The 2,073-nt window shown below is 77.1% G+C and carries 2 protein-coding genes and 1 pseudogene; all 3 read right to left on the bottom strand.

The annotated features are described in order from the left end of the window. Positions 1-553: pseudogene (locus PYV61_RS24655) on the bottom strand (hypothetical protein); the annotation flags it as partial. A 10-nt stretch (positions 554-563) separates the two neighbouring features. Beyond that, on the bottom strand, positions 564-1,322 hold the full coding sequence (locus PYV61_RS24650) for an ABC transporter ATP-binding protein (RefSeq protein WP_345785288.1): 759 nt from the start codon (positions 1,320-1,322) through the stop codon (positions 564-566). 152 nt (positions 1,323-1,474) lie between these two features. Then, positions 1,475-2,073 (bottom strand): glycine zipper 2TM domain-containing protein (locus PYV61_RS24645; RefSeq protein ID WP_275836529.1); only part of this gene is annotated, 599 nt, incomplete at its 5' end.

The raw sequence follows: 2,073 nt of genomic DNA, 5'->3' as shown, positions 1-2,073 counted from the left end.
GCCGGCGCGCCCGCGCGCGTCCCCCGCCGGCCGCGCGCGCCTCCGCCGGCGGCGCCGCGGTCACGAGCGCCGCCCCCAGCCGGTGCAGGTAGAGCACCGAGAGCAGCACCCACACCGCGAGCGCGCGCCGCCACGACGCCAGCTCGGTCCCCTCGCCGCGCAGGATCACCGTCCAGACGAGCGTGTTGGCGAGGATCACCAGCTGCGCCCGCAGCAGCTTGTACGCGACCAGCCCGCGCCGCGTCACCGGCGCCGGGAAGAGCAGGTGCACCTCGGCGGGGGAGAAGGTCAGCGCGCGCGGGTCGGCGCCGGCCAGCCACCACCGCACGGCGAGCGCGGTCAGCCCGAGCGCGGCCAGCCGCGGCGCCCACGCGTCGCCGAGCAGAACCGCCGCGCCGCCGTCGTTGGCGGGGCGCACGAGGAACCACCAGACGTAGGCGCCCCCCGCCACCACCGCCGCCACCGTGCGCGGCGAGCGCGCGCGCCGCAGCTGCACGCGCACGCGGTTGCGCAGCGACGCCGCGCTCAGGTACAGGACCGCCGGCAGCAGCACGCTTGGCGCGTCAGCCGCGCGTCGCGCCCGCCGCCGGCGCCGCGTCGGCGTCGTCGGTGGTGAGCGCGACGAACACGTCCTCCAGCGACAGCCCCGCCAGCGCCGGCCGCTCGGCGACGATCTCCGCCATCGTCCCCTGCGCCACCGCCCGCCCGCGGTGCACGACCAGCAGCCGCGTGCACAGCTCCTCGACCAGGTGCAGCAGGTGCGACGACAGCACCACCGCGCTGCCGGCGTGCGCGCGGGCGCGGATGGTCGCCTTCATGCGCCGGATCCCCGCCGGGTCGAGCCCCGTCAGCGGCTCGTCGAGCAGGAGCACGCGCGGGTCGTGCAGCAGCGCGCAGGCGATGGCCAGCTTCTGCCGCATCCCGCGCGACAGCTCGCCGGGGAGCGCGCCGCGCTTGTGCGCGAGCTCCAGCTCGTCGAGCAGCGGCGGGATGCGCTCGGCGGCGTCGGCCACGCCGTAGAGCCGCGCGACGAAGCGCAGGTGCTCGTCGACGGTCAGGTAGTCGAAGAGCGCCGGCTCGTCGGGGACGAAGGCCAGCGCCCGCTTCGCGCGCACCGGGTCGTCGCGCAGGTCCACCCCGGCCACCCGCACCCGCCCCGCGCTCGGCGTCACGATCCCCGCCAGCGAGCGCAGCGTCGTCGTCTTCCCCGCGCCGTTGGGCCCGACCAGCCCCAGCACCTCCCCCGGCGCGACGGCGAACGAGAGGGCGCGCACGGCGACCTGGCCGTCGTAGGTCTTGCGGAGCTGGTCGACTTCTAACAGCACGAGACGGCGTGGTCGGGTAAGGCGTGGTCCGATGGGGCGTGGTCCGGCACGGCGTGAAGCTACATCCCTCGTGGGCAGTCCACGCCTTCCCGGGCCACGCCGTTCCTGACCACGCAGTGCCGGACCACGCAGTCCCAGACCACGCCGTATCAGAGCGTGACCGCGTCCCGCAGCGTGATCGTCACCGGCGCCCCCGCCGGCAGACACGTCTCGTGCTTCTTCGTCATCTGCCCCGCCGCCGCCCCCGCGGCCGCGCCGCCGGCGGCGCCGATGACGGTCGAGCGCGTGTCGCGGCCCAGGATCTGGCCGAGGATGGCGCCGGCGATCGCGCCCTTGATCGCCTTCCCCTTGCTGTCGCCCGTCCCCTCGACGGTGCGCTTCTCCATCGCCGCCTCGCCGACCGCGACGTCGGCGACGATCGGGGTGTAGGTGCCGCGCAGCGAGACGCCGCGGGCGATCAGCTCGACCGTGCCGTCGCCGCCGACGCGCGCGACCTCGAGCACGACGCCGGTGCCGGCGGGGAGGAGCGCGCCGTCGGCGCCCGTCACGTCCGACGACAGGGTGGCCACCAGCCGGTCGCCGGGGGCGTTGCTCCCGGTGCAGAGGCGCGAGCCGGTCACCCCCGCCATCGTCACGCCGCGCCCGAGCGACGGCCCGGCGGCGCGGGCCGCCGGCAGCACCGGGGTGGGCTCGTCGGCCGCGGCGACGGCCGGCGCGACCGTCACCGGCTCCGGCGTCGCGACCGTGG

The sequence above is a fragment of the Roseisolibacter sp. H3M3-2 genome, assembly GCF_029211165.1.
In the GTDB taxonomy this organism is placed as follows: domain Bacteria; phylum Gemmatimonadota; class Gemmatimonadetes; order Gemmatimonadales; family Gemmatimonadaceae; genus Roseisolibacter.
Note: the sequence above shows the minus strand (reverse complement) of the source record. Positions and strands in the feature narration are given on the sequence as shown.